This window comes from Alcanivorax sp. NBRC 101098, from assembly GCF_001010505.1.
Taxonomy (GTDB): domain Bacteria; phylum Pseudomonadota; class Gammaproteobacteria; order Pseudomonadales; family Alcanivoracaceae; genus Alcanivorax; species Alcanivorax borkumensis.
This window is the reverse complement of the sequence record NZ_AP014613.1, coordinates 1,366,237-1,383,330: the sequence shown is the minus strand read 5'-3', so window position 1 is coordinate 1,383,330 and position 17,094 is coordinate 1,366,237. Positions and strand designations below refer to the sequence as shown.

The 17,094-nt window shown below is 54.4% G+C and carries 17 protein-coding genes; 8 read left to right on the top strand and 9 right to left on the bottom strand.

Annotated features, from left to right (window positions below):
- Positions 1-8: 8 nt before the first annotated feature.
- Positions 9-797: a M48 family metallopeptidase gene (locus AS19_RS06285; RefSeq protein ID WP_011588474.1), complete on the top strand. Its 789-nt coding sequence runs from the start codon at positions 9-11 to the stop codon at positions 795-797.
- Between the two features lie 130 nt (positions 798-927).
- Here AS19_RS06285 and nfuA read toward each other — a convergent pair whose 3' ends face one another.
- On the bottom strand, positions 928-1,524 hold the full coding sequence (gene nfuA / locus AS19_RS06280; protein WP_011588473.1) for a Fe-S biogenesis protein NfuA: 597 nt from the start codon (positions 1,522-1,524) through the stop codon (positions 928-930).
- A 268-nt stretch (positions 1,525-1,792) separates the two neighbouring features.
- Here nfuA and AS19_RS06275 point away from each other — a divergent pair, with 268 nt between their 5' ends.
- The 3 genes from AS19_RS06275 to AS19_RS06265 all read left to right on the top strand — a co-directional run bounded on the left by AS19_RS06275 (position 1,793) and on the right by AS19_RS06265 (position 4,305).
- Positions 1,793-2,044 carry a DUF2970 domain-containing protein gene (locus AS19_RS06275; RefSeq protein ID WP_011588472.1) on the top strand — a complete coding sequence of 84 codons (252 nt, stop codon included), beginning with the start codon at positions 1,793-1,795 and terminating at the stop codon, positions 2,042-2,044.
- A 133-nt stretch (positions 2,045-2,177) separates the two neighbouring features.
- Entirely contained in the window at positions 2,178-3,824 is a 1,647-nt protein-coding gene (locus AS19_RS06270) for a nitrite/sulfite reductase (protein ID WP_011588471.1), read from the top strand.
- Complete coding sequence (locus AS19_RS06265; protein ID WP_041704930.1) at positions 3,817-4,305, top strand: DUF934 domain-containing protein; 489 nt, start codon at positions 3,817-3,819, stop codon at positions 4,303-4,305. Before AS19_RS06270 ends, AS19_RS06265 begins: the two co-directional genes overlap by 8 nt.
- A gap of 40 nt (positions 4,306-4,345) precedes the next feature.
- On the opposite strand, the gene AS19_RS06260 is transcribed toward AS19_RS06265, so the two are convergent.
- The 3 genes from AS19_RS06260 to AS19_RS06250 form a co-directional block, all read right to left on the bottom strand.
- The gene (locus tag AS19_RS06260; RefSeq protein WP_035458305.1) at positions 4,346-5,302 is read right to left on the bottom strand and encodes a zinc transporter ZntB; all 957 of its coding nucleotides are present in this window, start codon (positions 5,300-5,302) and stop codon (positions 4,346-4,348) included.
- 388 nt (positions 5,303-5,690) lie between these two features.
- The gene (locus AS19_RS06255) at positions 5,691-7,601 is read right to left on the bottom strand and encodes an FTR1 family protein (RefSeq protein WP_011588468.1); all 1,911 of its coding nucleotides are present in this window, start codon (positions 7,599-7,601) and stop codon (positions 5,691-5,693) included.
- A 108-nt stretch (positions 7,602-7,709) separates the two neighbouring features.
- Positions 7,710-8,378 carry a DNA-3-methyladenine glycosylase I gene (locus AS19_RS06250; protein ID WP_011588467.1) on the bottom strand — a complete coding sequence of 223 codons (669 nt, stop codon included), beginning with the start codon at positions 8,376-8,378 and terminating at the stop codon, positions 7,710-7,712.
- Positions 8,379-8,485: 107 nt separating this feature from the next.
- On the opposite strand from AS19_RS06250, the gene AS19_RS06245 reads away from it, so the two are divergent.
- Positions 8,486-9,715: a pyridoxal phosphate-dependent aminotransferase gene (locus tag AS19_RS06245; protein ID WP_011588466.1), complete on the top strand. Its 1,230-nt coding sequence runs from the start codon at positions 8,486-8,488 to the stop codon at positions 9,713-9,715.
- Positions 9,716-9,786: 71 nt separating this feature from the next.
- A complete protein-coding gene (locus tag AS19_RS06240) occupies positions 9,787-10,269 on the top strand; it encodes a hypothetical protein (RefSeq protein WP_035458311.1) in 483 nt (160 codons plus the stop codon).
- Positions 10,270-10,360: 91 nt separating this feature from the next.
- Here AS19_RS06240 and AS19_RS06235 read toward each other — a convergent pair whose 3' ends face one another.
- Positions 10,361-11,305: a class I SAM-dependent methyltransferase gene (locus tag AS19_RS06235; RefSeq protein WP_041704929.1), complete on the bottom strand. Its 945-nt coding sequence runs from the start codon at positions 11,303-11,305 to the stop codon at positions 10,361-10,363.
- Between the two features lie 211 nt (positions 11,306-11,516).
- On the opposite strand from AS19_RS06235, the gene htpX reads away from it, so the two are divergent.
- Entirely contained in the window at positions 11,517-12,413 is an 897-nt protein-coding gene (gene htpX / locus AS19_RS06230; protein ID WP_011588463.1) for a protease HtpX, read from the top strand.
- A 146-nt stretch (positions 12,414-12,559) separates the two neighbouring features.
- Here the strand turns inward: htpX and AS19_RS06225 are convergent, their stop codons facing one another.
- A complete protein-coding gene (locus AS19_RS06225; protein ID WP_041704928.1) occupies positions 12,560-13,708 on the bottom strand; it encodes an ATP-NAD kinase family protein in 1,149 nt (382 codons plus the stop codon).
- Positions 13,709-13,797: 89 nt separating this feature from the next.
- Here AS19_RS06225 and AS19_RS14150 point away from each other — a divergent pair, with 89 nt between their 5' ends.
- Positions 13,798-13,971, top strand: a complete 174-nt coding sequence (locus tag AS19_RS14150; RefSeq protein ID WP_011588461.1) for a PA1571 family protein — start codon at positions 13,798-13,800, stop codon at positions 13,969-13,971.
- Here AS19_RS14150 and AS19_RS06220 read toward each other — a convergent pair.
- The 3 genes from AS19_RS06220 to AS19_RS06210 all read right to left on the bottom strand — a co-directional run bounded on the left by AS19_RS06220 (position 13,946) and on the right by AS19_RS06210 (position 16,843).
- On the bottom strand, positions 13,946-15,061 hold the full coding sequence (locus AS19_RS06220; RefSeq protein WP_041704927.1) for a 4-phosphoerythronate dehydrogenase: 1,116 nt from the start codon (positions 15,059-15,061) through the stop codon (positions 13,946-13,948). The genes AS19_RS14150 and AS19_RS06220 overlap by 26 nt on opposite strands.
- Positions 15,062-15,187: 126 nt before the next feature.
- Complete coding sequence (locus tag AS19_RS06215) at positions 15,188-15,631, bottom strand: thioesterase family protein (protein WP_046961842.1); 444 nt, start codon at positions 15,629-15,631, stop codon at positions 15,188-15,190.
- A 54-nt stretch (positions 15,632-15,685) separates the two neighbouring features.
- Positions 15,686-16,843 (bottom strand): iron-containing alcohol dehydrogenase, encoded by a 1,158-nt coding sequence (locus tag AS19_RS06210; protein ID WP_041704926.1) that lies wholly within the window; start codon positions 16,841-16,843, stop codon positions 15,686-15,688.
- Positions 16,844-17,094: the final 251 nt, after the last annotated feature.

Below are 17,094 nucleotides of genomic sequence, written 5' to 3'. Positions count from 1 at the left end.
AATAGACCATGACGTTGCGTAACTTTTTCACTTTTGGCGTACTGGCCGCAAGCCTTGCCGCCTGTGCCACCTCTCCGCTTGGCCGGCAACAGTTCCTGTTATTGCCTGCGAATCAGGTAGATGAAATGGGCGTGACCGCCTACGCACAGATGAAGGAGGAAAACCCGTTAAGTAGCAGCGAACAACAAACGGCTTATGTACGTTGTGTCGCCACCGCAATTACCAGCACCTTGGATGATTCTCAGCAGTGGGAAATCAATCTCTTCCAAGATGACTCCGCCAACGCCTTTGCTCTACCCGGTGGAAAAATCGGGGTCAACACGGGGCTATTGAAAGTAGCCAACAACCAAAGTCAGCTTGCCACGGTGATTGGCCATGAAATTGGCCACGTCCAAGCGCAGCACTCCAATGAAAGAATGTCGCTGCAATACGCTACCCAAGGCGGCATGCAAGTGCTGGGGGCTCTGGCCGGAGCAGACAGCGCCGCCAAACAAGGCGTACTCGCGGCCCTAGGCGTCGGTGCTCAATACGGACTAACCCTCCCCTTCAGCCGCAAACATGAAGCCGAAGCCGATATTATCGGGCTACAGCTCATGGCACAGGCAGGGTTTGATCCACGCGAGAGCGTGTCCCTGTGGCAAAACATGAGTGCCGCTAACGGCGAAGAGCCACCGGAATTCATGTCAACTCACCCCTCGAACAGCACCCGTATCAATGGCCTGGAAGCACGTATCCCTGAAGTTATGCCACTGTATAATCAGGCGAAAGCGGCTGGCCGAAACCCGCAATGCGGGTAAAGAACAGCAAGCCACGGCACTAAGTAAACTCCTCTTGCTAGAAATGCCGAGCCTCACGCTGAGCCACGGCTTGAAACAAAAAAACCGCACCCTTTCGGGCGCGGTTTTTTTGTAGCTAGAAGCTTACCTGTTAACTGTAATATGCGTTATCCGTCACGGTATGGTCGGTCTTGTCGCGAACGCCGGCGAGTTCCGGAATCCGCTCCTGGAGGGTTTTCTCCACCCCGTCACGCAGGGTCACATCTACCACAGAGCAGCCCTGGCAGCCTCCGCCAAATTCCAAAACAGCCACATTATCATCGGTCAGTTCCAACAACTGCACACTACCACCGTGGGCTGCCAAGTTAGGGTTGATCTCAGCGTAAAGCACGTAATTAATCTTCTCTTCGATAGTCGCGTCTTCACTGATATCCGGCACCCGAGACTTAGGCGCTCGGAAAGTGAGCTGTCCGCCCATGCTATCTTTCTTGTAGTCGATTACCGCATCTTCGAGATAGCGAACGCTTTTTCCCTCAATCCAAGCATGAAACCCTTCATAATCGTAGCGAACATCGCTTTCTTCCTGCTCGCCCTCCGGGCAATACGCCATACAGCACTCTGCGTGCGGCGTACCTGGACGCTCGACAAAGATACGCACACCAATCTCTGCCTGATCCTGCTTGCTTAGCAAGTCACGCAAGTAATCCTGGGCGGTTTCGGTAATGTCGATCAACTGCTCTGCCATCATAATTCCTGGTTGAGATGAATGAACCCATACGCAACAAAAAGCGTAAAAGGTAAAGCAGCGACGTACGCAAGCTTTCTTTCCTGACTATTTTAGTCAGGTACTGAGCAGTTGCAATGGCATCAACCCACGTATAATTCAAGGCCTACCGCTCAACCCTGTCGCTGTGAAGCAGTCAGGGGTACAATATGCCCCCTTGGGCGCCCTGTCATATAGTCACCGCCCGTGAACATCCAACGTTTAGCCTTTCAGCCAAAACACAGGATCACCCATGTCAGATCGACCACCCACACAGAATCAAACCCAAGATCATGACCCGAGCAGTGGCAAACCGACACTATGGCAGACCATTCACAGTATTCTCGCCGGTCTGCTTGGTGTGCAGAGCAGTAAGAATCGAGAGCGTGATTTCACCAAAGGCGACGCAGGCAACTTTATTGGTGTCTACGTAGTGCTAGTGGTAGCGCTAGTGATCGGAATGGTTGTCGCCGTGAACTTGGTAATCGATGCCGCCGCCAAATAGCGCTAAGTAATAGCGATATGCCAAGATATTTCTTTTCACTATAAGGGCGCTTTGCTAGAGTGCCGCACTGCGCCCTCTGGGAGCAGAGCTTACCTATTGAATTTTAAGCATTTAAGGACGGTGATACAGTCCCATGTACGTCTATCAGGAATACGACCAACGGTTGCTGGAAGAGCGGGTGGCGCAGTATCGCGACCAGACCCGCCGTTTTCTCGCCAATGAGCTCAGCGAAGATGAGTTTTTGGCCCTTCGCTTGCAAAACGGCCTTTATATCCAGCGTTATGCACCAATGCTGCGTATCTCCGTTCCTTACGGCCTGCTGGCAAGTCGCCAACTGCGTCGTCTTGCTCATATCGTGCGGACCTATGACAAAGGCTTCTGCCATGTCAGCACCCGCCAGAACATTCAACTGAACTGGCCTTGCGTAGAAGAAGTGCCGGATATTCTGGCAGAACTAGCCGACGTACAGATGCACGCGATCCAAACCAGCGGTAACTGCATCCGTAATATCACCACCGATGAATTTGCTGGCGTGAATCCAAAAGAAATTGAAGATCCACGCCCTTGGTGCGAAATCATCCGCCAATGGTCCACCTTCAATCCGGAATTCGCTTACCTGCCGCGTAAATTCAAGATTGCGGTTAACGCCGTTCCTGACGCGGACCCCGCACTCATTGGTGTCCACGATATCGGTGTGCAAATTGTACACAACGCCAATGGAGAAACCGGTTTTCAAGTATGGGCAGGTGGCGGCCTGGGCCGCACCCCAATGACCGGTGCCGTCATCGGTGAATTTGTGCCCTGGCAGGATCTGCTTGCTTACCTTGAATCCATTCTTCGGGTGTACAACAAGTACGGTAACCGGGACAACAAATATAAGGCGCGTATCAAGATTCTGGTGAAAGCACTAGGAGCTGAAAAATACCGCGAATTGGTCGAGCAGGAGTTTGCCGAGCTGAAAGGCGGCGAGATGACCCTGACCAGCGAAGAAGTGGCTCGCATTAAGGGCTGTTTCACTGCCCCCGACTACCAGAACCCAGACACCGCTGCTCTGCAGAGCAAGCTGGCCGAAGACAAGGCTTTCAGCCGCTGGTACCACACCAATACCCGTGCTCACAAACAGCACGGCTACCGTGCGGTTACCCTCACACTGAAACGTACAGGTCGTGTACCTGGCGATATCAGTGATGATCAGCTGGAAGCGGTGGCAGACTTGGCTGACCAGTACAGCTTTGGCGAACTGCGCAACAGCCATCAGCAGAACATGGTGCTGTCTGATGTTGCGGCACATGATCTCTATGATCTTTGGAAAGCACTGGACGAACTCGGCTTTGCCACTCCGAACTTGGGTCTGCTGACAGATATCGTGGCCTGCCCCGGTGGCGATCTCTGCGCCCTGGCCAACGCCAAGTCGATCCCCATTGCCGAATCCATTCAACGCCGCTTTGATGATGTGGATTACCTCCACGATTTGGGCCCGCTGGACCTGAATATTTCAGGCTGTATGAACGCCTGTGGCCATCATCACATTGGCCACATCGGCATTCTTGGCGTGGACAAGAAAGGCAAAGAGTTCTATCAGGTCACTCTCGGTGGCCGTGGCGACAAGCTGTCCCGTATCGGAGAGAAAATGGGGCCCTCTTTTGAGTCCGAAGAAATCACCGACGTCGTGGAAAAAATCATTAATCTCTATGTAGAGAAACGCCTCGAGAACGAACCGTTTATCGACACCTACGAGCGTATTGGCATGGACCCGTTCAAGGAGCGCATCTATGGATAAGGTCATCATTGATGGCGCCATCGTGGACAATCAATGGCAACGCCTTGAGGGTGAGGCTCTGGATGCTGAGCTACCCGGCGGCAAGATCATTGTCCCGCTCGCCTACTGGCAGGCCCACCGAGAGGCTCTGCTAGGCCGTGGCGATGTGGCCGTGTGGCTGGCGCCAGGTGAAGAACCAAAAGACCTAGGAAACGACCTGAGCTCCCTGCCCTTGGTTGCCATCCATTTCCCGGCCTTCAAGGACGGGCGCGGTTATTCTTATGCCCGTGAGCTGCGCACCCGTTACCACTTTAAGGGTGAAGTACGCGCCACCGGCGACGTATTGCGTGACCAGCTCTTCTACATGACCCGCTGTGGTTTCAATGCGTTTGAAGTGCGCGAAGATCGCAGCATCGAAGAAGCGCTTGAGAGTCTGAATGATTTCAGTGTGACCTATCAAGGTGACGTAAATGAGCCTCGGCCCCTATACCGTCGAGGCTAGTCAAACGGCTTTATCGCGCTGACAAGACGCCGCTGTCGCTTTAAAGCCAGCGGCGTTTTAGCATCCATACCAACACCCCCAAACTCACCACGCCAATTCCCGCCATAAACCACCAAAAGCCTGCGGGATCATCGACACCGGGCAGCCCGCCCACATTGATACCAAATAAACCGGTAAGAAAGCCCAAAGGAAGAAACAAAGCCGTAATCATCGCCAACAGGTACATCCGGTCGTTGATTGCTTCGTTCTGCACAGAGAACACTTCTTCCTGCAACAAAGTCGCATGCTCACGGGCTGCATCCAGATCTTCCAGTAGACGCTGTAGCCGGTCACCGGCTTCGCGAAGCAGCAAAGCATCTCCCCCTGCGAACATGGATTCGTTCTGCAATTTCATCAACGCTTCACGCTGCGGCGCGAAGAAGCGGCGCAACGTAATGGATCGACGGCGAATCTGGCTAAGACGCGGCGTCAAACTAATGGTGGGTGACTCCTCGATGGATAACGCGCAGTCTTCCACCTCGGATTCTAAGTTTTCAATGACATCTTCCATTCGCCAAATCAACTGATCAACCAACCGCGCCACTAAGCCGGGAATGTCGGCAGGCCCCTCTCCACGCTCAAGCTCCTCCTGCACCGTTATTAGCGACAACAGCGCTCGCTTCTGGGTGCTTACCAGCCCCTTGGGGCCAACCCACAAGCGCAACGCAATCATGTCCTCAGGTCTCGCTCCAGGATGAAGATTGACGCCACGCAGGTAAACCAACAAGCCCCCCGCCACCTCTGTAACGCGAGGCCGAGTTTCCATGGTCGTAAGTGCCGAAATCACCATCGGCGCAATGTCTTGCTGCTCCAGCCAGTGTTGGCTTTCAGGCTGTGAATAATCCAGATGAACCCAATATGGCACCGTTTCGTTCAGTGACACCTGAGCATCAAGGGGGCTCGCCCCGCCCTGCCCATCCAATGTCAGAGCTATTTTCAACCAATGGGACTCGTTCATACGCATCCTTCATTCCGAACCACACCACATGTGGTCGCATCACAGCATGCTTGAGCTGACAAAGACGTACAAACAAAAGGTTGATCGCGCGCTCCCCGCGAAACAGCGATAGTGCTAGATAAAGCCTACAGCTGCTGGGAACCAGTGGTGCACACCCATCGGGTACAGTGGGCTCTTAACGCAAAAAATATGTCATTCAGGCTTGAGCAACCATTGCAGGAAGGCCGCCTTATGATGTGAAAAAGCCTGAACCTCCCTGCTCACCATGTTTTTCCGCAGAATCATTGTAAGCCGTTCGGTTCAGGCTTTTTCATTTGTCCCTAAATTGTGGGACAACAGAGAATCTTAGCTGCTTTTGCTATGTGTGCTGTCATCATAAACAGCCAGGCTACTGAGCGTTACGCCCACGTAGCCAGAAGATCACACTGAGGATAATTACCAGTCCTTGCGCAGCCACCCCTTGCATCGTGGGATAGAGCCCCAGCCATTCAATGGTCGGCACGCCCAGGTAAAAGGCGCTGATCACTCCAGCTTCCTGCAAGGCAGCAATCCCACTGCCCAGTAGAATCACCGACAACATCAGCAAGACTATACTGGTCACACGGAAGAACAGGCTGAGCGGCAAGCGCATACCGATGCGAAAGAACAGGAAGCACACCACCGCCAGAGCCACAATCGCTGCGGCAATACCGTAGAACACATAGGGCTGGGTGGCGGCGGTCACCTGACTTAACAGCGCTTCATAGAACAGAATGGTTTCGAAAATCTCGCGATAAACGGAAATAAATGAGACAAACGCCAACACCCATATGGTGCCGCTACCAAGGGCATTGTCTACCTTGTTTTTGATGTAACCCATCCACTTCTGGCTATTGCTATTGCTGTGCATCCAGAAGCCCACATAGAACAAAATGCCCGCCGCAATTACCCCGGCAAAGCCTTCAGTCATTTCCCGCGATGCCCCGCTGAAGATAATCAACGTATTAGCCACGTACCAAGTCAGCCCGCCCGCCAGCAGCGCAGTAATCCAGCCATAATGAATATGGCGAGTGGCTTTCACGGCGTTGGCCTTGCGGGTGAAGGTTAGCAACGCCGCCACCACCAACAGGGCCTCGAGGCCTTCACGGAACAAGATGAAAAAACTGGCCGACAGCGTTGCCGCTGGGCTGAGGCCATCGCCAGCCAAGGCATCACTGGCCTCAGCCAAGCCTTGCTGGGCTGCAGCCACCTTTTCACTCACTTCGCTGGCAGTACGATCACGGTCAATGGCTTCGCGCACGGCCATGAAACGGGACTCTGCACTGCGCATCAGCTCGCTGTCCACGGCAGACAGCTGCTGCTCGATCATTTCAAAACCGTCCAGGTAAGCAGAAAGTGCCGCCGCCTTGGCCGTCTTTTTATCACCCGCCTGATAGGCAGCATCCGCAACGTCCAGCTTGTCATGACTCAGTGCGATAAACCGATTTTTATTGAATAGCGCGTCGGGGGTACGTCGAAGGTAGCCCAAAGCCGCATAAGCCTTAGGCCCTTGTTCCTTGAGCACATCCTCCGGGGCCTGAGCCACCAGAGTGTCTAGGTCGAGGGCGGTTTTCATACCGGGCACGGTGGTGAAGATCTGTTCGCCATCTTCGGCCACATCATCGGTAACGGCCTTGGCGCCCACATAGAACGCCAACGCCCACCGGTCTTCCTCGCTCAAGGTATCCGCGTAGGCAGCCATCCCGGTCCCATCCACCCCTTGCGTGATGGTGGTGTGCAAACCCAGCAGTGAACGGCCGTTATAGCGCTCTACCTCGGTAAAATCCGTGGGGGCGGGCTCCAGTGCTACTCCGGCAGGGCCATCGCCCTTACCTTGCGCACCATGGCACGCGGCACAGTGACTTTGATACAACGCAACGGCATGCGTTTGATCCGGGGCCTGCTTGGGCGATACAGGAATACCGTAGACACTCACCAAGGTGGCACGAATAGATTGCGCTAGGCCTTTGATCTCACTTTCCGCGGCTTTATCGATCACCGCCTGCTGCAGGCTGTTAGCCTGGCGTTGCAACGTCTGTTGACCCTGCGCAACGGGTAACTCTGCCACGCCTTCAGCGAGTAACGCAGAAAATTCTGCCATCTCGGCATATTCTTCCGGGCTGACAATCTCACCATCCACCACAGCATTGATATAGTCCGCCCCCACATACTCGACCAACTGCACAAGAGCGGTCTGGCTGGCGGCAAAAGCAGACTGGGAGAAAAAGAAAAACGCGAGCAGGCCCGCAAAAAAGTGGCGGGGCAAGAAGGTACGCGGCATAGGAGTGAACCCAATTCATAACATTAAAGACGAGTCATTATCATTTATGTTCACGCCTGCATCAAGGGAATCGGGACCCTTAATAAGGAACAGAGGTTCCGTCGCCGCTCAGCCCACAGTAAAGGCCAGCACCTTGCTGATATGGGACTGCGGCCAACCGCTTTCCCTTTGCCACGTGTTGAAGGCGGCCTGGGCAGCCTTTTGGTCTCGCTGGCTTGCTGGCGGCTTGTCGATGATATTTTGTGCCTTTAGAGCAGCCACTACATCGGCGGTGGGATACCACGTATCGCGGCCTACCATACGCAAGAAAGCCGCCCCAGAATTACCTCCCAGTTGCTTGCCCCGTTTTTTCAGCAACCACCACATACCCACGATATCGTCCACCGGCCAGTCCGCCAGCCAGTTCCCCACACTGCCGTACTCTTCTGCCAAGTCGAGGACCAACTGAGCGTTATGGCGGATCGCTTTCATCTTGCCCCAGTGGCGAATCAGGCTAGTGTCCTGCATACGGTCATCAAGCATGGTGTCCGGCATTAACACTAGCTTTTGTGGGTCAAAGCCGAAAAAAGCCTTCTCAAAGGCAGGCCATTTATTGTCCACCAGGGAATGCTTCAGCCCGGCTCGGAAAATGCGGCGAGTCAACGCAGACATATAAAATGCATCATCACGATGGCGCAAAGTATCTGAATCGGCCACCGTGGGCAGCTGAGCCTGCACAGCCTTTAGTGAACCTTTACGGTTCACCGCCAGCGCCAATAAATCCTTGAATGGGGTCATGCCCTACTCCAGTTTGCGCCATTGCATCTAAGCGCCAGATATACAGTGAAAAGGACGCATTGTAGAATCACTCCCCTGTCCTCTTCGAGTCGACCTGCGGGAACTTCATGACAATCGATCAATATCACGTCAGCAAATCCGACAAACTCAACGGCGTATGTTACGACATCCGCGGCCCCGTGCTGCGTGAAGCGCACCGGCTGGAAGATGAAGGCCACCGGGTCATCAAACTGAACATCGGTAACCCGGCGCCTTTTGGCTTTGAAGCGCCGGAAGAACTGCTTCAGGACGTGATCGCCAATCTCCCGGAATCAACTGGGTATTGCCATTCCAAAGGCCTATTCCCTGCTCGCAAAGCGGTAATGCAGTACACCCAAACCAAGGGCATTGAAGGCGTCACCGTGGATGACGTGATTATTGGCAACGGGGTGTCCGAGCTGATCGTCATGGCCATGCAGGCCCTACTCAACAGTGGCGATGAAGTACTATTGCCCGCCCCAGATTACCCGCTGTGGACCGCTTCGGTGCGATTATCCGGTGGCACCCCAGTGCATTATCTGTGCGATGAACAGCAAGATTGGCAGCCCTCTTTGGAAGACATTCGCGCTAAGGTCAATAAGAACACCAAAGCGCTGGTCATTATCAACCCGAACAACCCCACCGGGGCCAATTACGAACCTGCCATGTTGCGCGAACTATTGCAGATAGCCCGCGAGAACAACTTGATCGTATTCGCCGATGAAATCTACGACAAGATTCTCTACGACGGCGAAGAACACACCTCCATCGCCTCCATGGCTGATGATTTGCTATTCATCACTTTTAACGGCCTATCCAAAAACTACCGCGCCGCCGGTTTCCGCGCGGGTTGGATGGTTATTTCCGGGGCCAAACACCGGGCGGAAAGCTATATCGAAGGCCTAGACATGCTCGCCAGCATGCGGCTGTGCGCCAATGTGCCCAGCCAACATGCCATCCAGACGGCCCTGGGCGGCTACCAGAGCATTGATGATTTAGTTCTGCCCACCGGGCGTCTGGGGCGCCAGCGTGACCTAGCCTGGGAAATGCTCGACTCGATTCCAGGGGTAAGCTGCGTTAAACCAAAATCTGCCCTCTACCTCTTTCCGAAGCTGGACCCTAAGGTCTTTCCCTTTGAAGATGACGAAGCCTTCGCACTGGACCTATTGCGCGAAGAGAAAGTGCTGATCGTCCAGGGCACCGCCTTTAACTGGCCGGATCCGGATCACTTCCGCGTAGTATTCCTGCCCCGCCCGGATGACCTGGAAGATTCCATCGGCCGCATTGCGCGCTACCTGGATCGGGCACGAAAAAAATAACAGGGATTAATCCCGAAAATGTGTTTGTAGGAGCGCCGCTAGCGGCGCCCTACCCTATCAAAGAGCGGCCCATGTCCCACCTGCATATCGACGACTTCACCCACGATGTGGCACGCATTCTCATGCAGTGCTACATGAGCTTCCCTCGCCCAGTAGCCTTATATGTGGAAGATATTGTCGGCCCAACCGAAGTGGATGATGTGGGTTTGCACAGCACTCGTCATATGAGCTGCTTGGGCGCCATGCTGTGGCTGGCCGACGAAGGCTATCTGCGCTACCAGGCCACGATTTTTCAGGAGGGGCTTGAACAAGCAGTATTAACTAACCGCGCCTTTGTATTACTCACCGCCCTCAGCGATTTGCGCTTTGAGGAAACAGACCCGCAATTACCCGCCACCGTGCGGCTGGAAAAAGCCACCCTCGCCGAACAAATCATTCACGCTATTCGCGCACAAGATTCATCGCGTACCACCGCACTCGTTCGCTATTTGCTTTCGCGTAACCCGCAACCGGTGGGCAAGGAGGAGTTCGCTCCCATCGGGGCCAAGCTGTAACCAGGGCGAGCGTTAACTGCGCGGCGACAAAAGTACCGGCCAGAGTGCATAAAGGGGTTGCCCGCTGTTGCCAACCAGCAAACTTGAGTGACTACGGAGTATTACCTTCATCCAAAGCCTGAGGGCGACGATAACGATAATGCACAGTCTTTAACGCCGGCTCACCGACTTCATCAAAACCGATCGCCCCCGGCAATCTAGAGACTTTTTCTGCACCGGGAAGATTTTTTTCCACGCACTGTTCCAGCCAATCATAATCCAGCCAAGGGGCATTGAGGCAGACCAGTAACTCTGCTTCTACCGCCAACAATTTATGCAGCTTGCGCAGCACTCTTGGGTAATCCTCTTGCGCCATAAAGCTGCCACGCTGGGCGCTGGGGGGATCAATCACAATCAATTCATAGCGGCCCAACTGATTCAGTTTTTTCCAACTCCGAAATATATTGTGCGGTAAATAGTGAACTCGGGCGTCCTGGAAACCATTCAACGCATGGTTTTGTTTACCTAGGGTCAGCGCCGCATCAGATAAATCAATATTCACCACGGAATGGGCTCCACCTGCTAGTGCAGCCACAGAAAAACTACACGTAAAACTGAACAGATTGAGCACCTTCTTGCCGTCAGCCCGTTCGCGTATCCAGCGCCGGCCTTGAGCCATATCGGCAAAGAATCCCAAGTTCTGGCCGCGCTGAAAATCCAGTTTGAAAACCAGCCCTTGCTCTGTGGCCACAGAGTGAGAGGGCATTTCACCCTTCACGACAACATTATCGGCCTTGCCGTCATAACGATGTTGAAAAACCAGCACATCGCAGCCCAGTGACGCCATGGTTTCGCTTAAATAAACCTCCAGCGCCGCCAACATCTCCGCTTCCTGTGCGCGAAACAGAGTGGCCACCAGCAGAGGAGGAAAGCAATCTATCGTCAGCCATTCCAGGGATGGCACCGTTTTACCGCGACCATGAAAAAGGCGATGTTTTGGTTGAGACAATGGAACCAGATACGGAGCAAGCAGGTCTGATAGCTGGGTCGAGAGCATAGGGATCAATACAAGCAGTAAGAGAGACAAAGCATGCTGGCAGAAACACAGGATGCTTCTCTCCAGCTGACAAGGGCTAATTATAGCTCAGGGGAGTCTTTGAATAACGCCTTACATGCCTAGACAAGGCATTATCCAGAGGCTTCAAAGCCTTGAACCCACGCGCCTTGCCCCCAATAAATTATTATCTATCTGACGGAGAAACCCTACGATGATGCGCATAGCGCTTTATCTGCTTACCAACCTGGCGGTGATTGTGGTTGCCAGTATCACCCTCAGTCTGCTTGGTGTAGACAGCTATTTAGCCCAGAACGGCAGTGGTCTAAATCTGACCAGCCTACTGATTTTCAGCGCCGTATTCGGCTTTGCCGGTTCGTTGATCTCACTGCTGATCTCCAAACCCATGGCAAAATGGTCCGCTAAGGTGCAGACCATCAATGAGCCCAGCAATCAGGCTGAACGCTGGTTACTCGATACGGTAAAAGAGCTGTCTGATAAGGCCGGCATCAAGATGCCGGAAGTGGGTGTTTTCCCCGCCCAGCAGTCCAATGCGTTTGCCACCGGCTGGAACAAGAATGATGCGTTGGTGGCCGTTTCTCAGGGGCTATTGACCCGTTTCCGCCCCGAAGAAGTACGTGCCGTGCTGGCCCACGAAATTGGTCACGTGGCCAATGGCGACATGGTTACCCTTAGCCTGATTCAGGGCGTAGTGAACACCTTTGTAATTTTTGCTGCCCGCGTGGTGGGCTATGTCATCGACAGCTTCATGCGCCGCGACGGCGGCGGCGGCCTAGGCTTCGGTTACTACATTGTGGTTATCGTAACGGAAATCATCTTTGGTATTGCTGCCAGCACTATCGTGATGAAGTTCTCCCGTTTTCGCGAATACCGGGCGGACGTGGCGGGCGCCCAACTGGCCGACCGCCGCGATATGATTTCGGCTCTACAACGGCTAAAAGCGGAAGCCAAGGTTCCCAACCAAATGCCAGATTCGCTGGTGGCCTTTGGTATTAACTCCGGCGTCAAACAAGGCCTGAAAGCGCTATTTTCTTCGCACCCACCGCTGGATGATCGTATCGCCGCGCTACAGGAGAAACGGCACGGATGAGGGTGAAAATTGACAGTTGATTGTGTTCATAGCCCGAACACACGTGGCGATGAACACAAAGCAAAGAGGCCGCGCTGCTGCCCATGAGCGTGGCCTCTTTCATTTCAGGCTTAATGAACGCTCAAGCGCGAGCTATCAACTGTCCACTAGCCATTATCAATTAAGGACGCATCGGTCCCTACTCGATACAAAATCGTATCCTCATACCCGGTCGTCACCGGCCATAGCCCACACAACTGTTTATCCAGATCGGCATCACCGGTATCCGCCAGCAAGGGCCGCCCTTCCAAGGTTTCCAGTTTGCTACGCGTGGCCAGTACCTGGATGTTCTCCTTACCCAGGCGACGGATCAGCGCGGGGCTGAATTGCTGATTGCCACGACCAAACAAATGACCCTGCCCACCAATCACCGTGATCACCGCTTTGGCCGGCGCATCGCCAATGAACTCCAGCAATTGTTGAGCGCCCAAGTCGGAGGCGACCACTTCACCATTGCGGACCAAGTCCACCCCCAACAAGGTATTGTCCAACCCCAGTTGCTCCATAACCACGGCCACAGTGGAGCCGGAGCCCATCAAATACCAGGTATCCTCTTCTAGGGTGTCAGCTACCCAGGCGGCTACCTCGGTGATCACCAGATCTTCCACTTCCCGGCCACCGCATTTGACCTGTTGCAGATAGCGCGCTTCTGCAGGCACCTGTAGCTCACCATAATGTCGCGCCTTGACCACCCCCTCACGAAAAGCGGCCTCATCGATATCTCGCACCTCCGCATTCTCCAAGGCAACAAGGCCTCCACCGGCCAATTCCGCCAGCAACTGACCCGCCGCTTCAGGGTTTACCGCATACACGGCGGAGTGCATTTTGCAGCCCGCCGGAACCCCCAGCACAGGAGAACTCAAGCCAATAGCATCGACCAAATCCCGGGCCGTGCCATCGCCACCGGCAAACAAAATCAATTCGGCACCTGCCGCTTTCAAGGCGGCAGCAGCGGTACGAGTATCCTCTGGGGTACTGGGCATGGAAGACTCGCCGATCACTGTGCAGGGCAGCCCAGCCAGCCGACAACTGGTCTCGCCCATTTCACCGCCCCAGGTCAGAACAGATACCTTCGCATCGGCGGGTAAGACTTTCAGCGCTCGGCTCATTCGTTGCGGCGCCTGGGGCTCAGCGCCACGGCGCAGAGCCTCATCACGGGTTTGCTCCCCGTCACTGCCTTTCAGGGCCACGCTGCCCCCCAGGCCCGCATAAGGATTAACCAGCACTGCGAAACAAAGACCTTGATCGACTTTCATAGAAGGGTCATATCCAGATACAAAAATGGCGTTGCTGTCATCGACAGCCAAAGTAAATTTAAATCAAAGGCACAGGGAAGAAATACGTCATGAATCTAAACAACACAACCTCACCATCACCATTCCATGGCGCCGCCATCATTGATGAGCAAGGCCGGGAAATTCCCATCACTGAAGAAATGATCCAGCGCGCCTGTGAACACTTGGAAAATCATTGGCAATACCCCACTGCGCAATTCAATCGGGCTCAAAAAGACGGCTAATAATAGCCCTCCAAGTATCGTCCACACTTCCGTCATATTGCCAATAGTGCAGTTCATGGCGAACCGGATAGTGCTTGCGTAAGCGATCAAAGGCAGCGCTAGGGTCTGTATCATGCAGGCTTTCGCCCAATCGCCGATGATCGTCTTCAAGCCGATAAGCCACCTGTAGTAACGCCAATAAATCAGCCTCACTGTTCACTGCAGGATTCAGCGGCGGAGCATCTGCCATCGCAGTTCCTGATGCAATCCCCTGCCCGGACCATTGGCACACGGCGTCGTAGAGCATGCTCGTGCCTTTGAGCTTGCCTTCAAGACTGTACCCCGCAATATGTGGTGACCCCATCACTACCTGCTGATACAGGGTGGCTGGTACCTGCGGTTCCGTTTCCCACACATCCAGCACCGTCATCGGCCCAGTGCCACTGGCCAACTGCTGTGACAGCGCCAGATTATCGATAACTGGCCCCCGACAGGTATTGATCAGCATCTGCCCAGGCCCAAGGCGGGACAGCCTAGAAGCATCCAGCAAATGCCCGGTGGCATGCTCTCCACTCTGGGTTAGCGGCACATGCAAGGTGATAATGTCCGCATCCAGCAAATCATCCAACGGTGCCAGTGCCACCGGGCCCGCGTAGCCCTGAGCATCCAACAGAGGGTCACAGCCGCGCACCTCCATGCCGAGGGCGCTGAGCCAATCCGCCACCCGCCGTCCCACATTACCTAGGCCGACCACCGCCACACGGGCACCTTGCACTTCTCGTCCCTGCCTAGCACACAGCAACAACACCGCCTGCAGGACGTATTCTGCCACTGCACGAGCATTGCACCCCGGCGCGTGAGCGAATTGAATTCCCGCCTCACTAAGATACGCCAGGTCTACATGGTCTGTGCCAATGGTCGCAGACCCCACAAATTTCACCTGCGAGCCGGCTAGCAAGGCCCTATCAACACGGGTGACTGAACGCACCAATAGAACATCAGCGTCACCCAGTTGCTCCCGAGTCAGGGAACGACCATCTACTCGCTCAACGGTAGCAAACGCCTCAAAGGGCTCCAGCCCCGGCATATTGGCATCAGCAATAATGTGCATCATTGTCCTCGGAGTTAGGCTGCCTATGAAAAAATTTAGAGCCACTGTGTCGGCTTACGGCTACGCCTAAGTCGACCTATATTATGGCTATGGGCTCGCTACTTTTTTACTGTCGGTATGACTGCTTTATACCTCGATCATAGCCAACCTTGCTAACGCTTCGCGCAGGGCATCAGGGATTGCCACAGGCCGTCCCGTTGCACGATTCACAAATACATGCACCACAAAACCGGTGGCCTTGGCCGCACCTTCGCCGCCGAACAATGCCAGGCCATAACGCACAGAACTGTTTCCCAGCTTGTCCACCTTCATTCCCACCACCAGCGATTCGGGATACGCTGCCGCTTCCAGATAGTCACAGCCAGAGCTGACCACATAGGCAATATGCTCGCCTTCATGGATATCCAAGCCACCTTCGTTGATTAAGTAACGATTAATGGTGGAGTCAAAATAGCTGTAATACACCACGTTGTTAATGTGACCGTAGATATCGTTATCGCTCCAGCGACTATCCACCGGACAAAGGTAGCCATACTCCTCGCGCAGCGGGCGTTTGGGTTTATCACTCATGGGTTTATCCTTGCAAAAGCAGCGCGTGTTAAGGACTGCGCTGCGCCTCTTTTATCAATACACTGCTTTATAAATATTCAACGCATCTGCCTCAGTCACTTCCCGCGGGTTATTGACCAGCAACCGCTGCTGCAACATGGCATCTGAAGCCAGAACGTCCAAACTGTCTTCACTAACACCGACCTCACGCAGTTTTGTTGGCAAACCCACTTCATTGATCAGCGACTCCAATGCCGCAATCAGCACCCCGGCGCCATCTTCATGGTCGGCAAAGGGGCGATCACTGAGAATCGACGCCAGCTGCGCATACAGCGGTGCAGCCTTGGGAAGGTTAAAGCGCAACACCTCCGGTAACACCAGGGAGTTGCTCAAACCATGGGGAATATGGAAGTGACCACCCAACGGGTATGCCAGTGCGTGCACCGCCGCCACAGGGGCATTGGCAAACGCCTGCCCTGCCATCATGGCGCCCAACAGGCAAGCTTCACGGGCCGCCAGGTTACTGCCCTCTTTTACGGCAGTGGCCAGGTTCCCTCCCAGCAGCCGCAGCGCTTCACGGGCCAACATGTCGGAATAAGGGTTCTTCTTATGGGCGCTGGTATAAGCCTCGATAGCATGCACCATGGCATCCACCCCGGTAGCGGCCGTTACCTGAGGCGGCAAGCCCAGCGTTAGCTCGGCATCCAGTACCGCAAGATCCGGTAAGAGCGACGGCGCGACAACGCCCGCCTTAGTGGTCGCCCCGGTGGTCACAATCGCCACCGGCGTGACTTCTGACCCGGTCCCCGCCGTCGTCGGCACCTGCAGCAGCGGCAACCGTGGGCCGGTAGCCAAGCCAACGCCGTAAATATCGGATAATTGCTGGCTGCTCTTGGGGTGCGAGAGCAATGCCACCAGTTTGGCCACATCCATAGACGAGCCACCACCAAAACCAATGACTAAATCAGCACCGGCATCGCGAGCCTGCTCCGCGGCATTAAGCACCACCGAATCAGCCGGGTCGGCACTGACCTGATCGAAAATCACCAGGGTCATGTTTGCAGTACGGAAGCTATCTTCCACTGGCTTCAGTAACGGCGTGCTGCGAATACCTGGATCCGTAACCAACATGACCCGACTGCCGCCAAGCTGCTGACACAGTTCAGGGAGCCGCTTGGCTGCACCCACTTCCACCAGCACGCGGTGCGTGGTGGCAAATTCAAACCCCACCATGGTGTTTCTCCATCAACATATTGGAATGTGAATTTCATGCTAGCACAGGTGGCAATGGCCCAAGGCGCACGGATATTACTGTTCAGCGTGAGCCAGTCTTTGGCTAGCCTGGTTGCTATGATTGCTTGTGGTTATTGGTGGACGGATATTTGCCAAGCATGATTATGTTTTGAGTGCATAAAGAAGCGTTATACACACCCAAACCCCCGGCATAACCGGGGGCGTAATCAGCATAGTCAAAAACGGTGACT